1 protein-coding gene and 1 tRNA gene are annotated in these 1,330 nt (G+C 51.6%); both read left to right on the top strand.

The genetic code is table 11. The annotated features are described in order from the left end of the window. The first annotated feature begins 307 nt into the window (after positions 1-307). Positions 308-384: transfer RNA gene (locus tag ATW55_RS05240), tRNA-Asp, on the top strand. A gap of 37 nt (positions 385-421) precedes the next feature. After that, entirely contained in the window at positions 422-1,273 is an 852-nt protein-coding gene (locus ATW55_RS05235) for an MBL fold metallo-hydrolase (RefSeq protein WP_082685568.1), read from the top strand. Positions 1,274-1,330: the final 57 nt, after the last annotated feature.

Below are 1,330 nucleotides of genomic sequence, written 5' to 3'. Positions count from 1 at the left end.
CAACAATCCCTTCGGTAAGGTTTCTATGTGAGTGAGCCAATGTCCTTTCGGTAAGATTTTAGCTGAGTGATCGCGTGGCCTTGCCTCGCCGAAGGCCATTATGATATACTGCTCTTCGTGTTCAGTGATTGCACGTCTTGATTCCAACCGCTAATATGTTGCAAAAAGGGTGGCGTAAACATCCTGCGACTTTAAGCGCCTTTCTCTAAACGGTGGGGTAGTGAAACGGACTGCAGTGGTAGAGCACTGCGCTTTCAGCGCAGGGGTCAGGGGTTCAAGTCCCTTATTCTCCACCAAACGTATACATGGAGCTGTGGTGTAGTGGCCTAACATGCCTGCCTGTCACGCAGGAGATCGCGGGTTCGAATCCCGTCAGCTCCGCCATGGTTGTTTAAAAAGGGTTGCTCGGGAGCCGTCGCATATGCGCGGCTCCCTCTGTCTACCCTTGTCAGAAAGGGTGATTACCCTGATTCGCTATAAATTCATAGGGCATTCCACGGTGCTCGTAGAAGTGGATGGCAAACGTTTTATAACCGATCCGATCGTTTCCAATCGCGCGTTGGTCGTGCGTAGAAAACGGGCTGCCGGGTATACGAGTGACGATTTGTCTTCGATTGATGTTGTGCTCTTGTCTCACGCGCATTGGGATCATTTGGACCGCCCGACACTCAAGAAGATCGCCCGCAAGAGTAAGGCGATCGTGATTTGTCCGCGCGGACATCTATCACTGCTTCATGATCTTGGGTTTGTACATATTCACGAATTAGGACGTGACGAAACGATTGCGCTTGATGGCTTCACGTATAGTCTCACGCCTGTCAATCACAGGGGAAAGCGCTGGCTTGAACGGTATCGCTCCTCGGCTGGGATTTTTGTGAATGGCGGAAAGCATCGTTTCTGGTTTGCCGGTGATACGGGATATCGCAGTGACTTTTCTAAAGGAATGCAGGGAACGGCACCGGATGTTGCGCTGATTCCGATTGGCGCGTATGAGCCGCGTGAGTGGTTTCACATGATGCATATGGATCCGGACGACGCGTTAAAGACGTTTGTGGATGTAAAAGCAACTTACATGTTGCCGATTCACTGGGGAGCCTTTAAGTTGACGCGTGAAGAGATTCATGAACCGCCTCTTGTTTTGCGTGAGCTGGCCAAACGGGAGGGCTTGGAGGAGCGGATCTTGTGGTTGGAGCCGGGGGAGCAACATGTTTTCAATCAACCCATTCGGCAGATGGATGATGGTGGACGCAATCCAGGCCCCACGCATCTTTAGTGGGCGGTGAAGAATTTCCCCTTGCTGGGTCTAGAATAAGCGAGGTCACGGGAAAGA

The sequence above is a fragment of the Ferroacidibacillus organovorans genome (assembly GCF_001516615.1).
GTDB lineage: Bacteria > Bacillota > Bacilli > Alicyclobacillales > SLC66 > Ferroacidibacillus > Ferroacidibacillus ferrooxidans_B.
The sequence above is the reverse complement of the archived record's forward strand: the minus strand, read 5'-3'. Positions and strand labels throughout refer to the sequence as shown.

Excerpts from the sequence above, each read along its gene's own strand:
- ATW55_RS05235 (WP_082685568.1), top strand. The coding sequence starts at position 422 with ATGCGCGGCTCCCTCTGTCTACCCTTGTCAGAAAGGGTGATTACCCTG.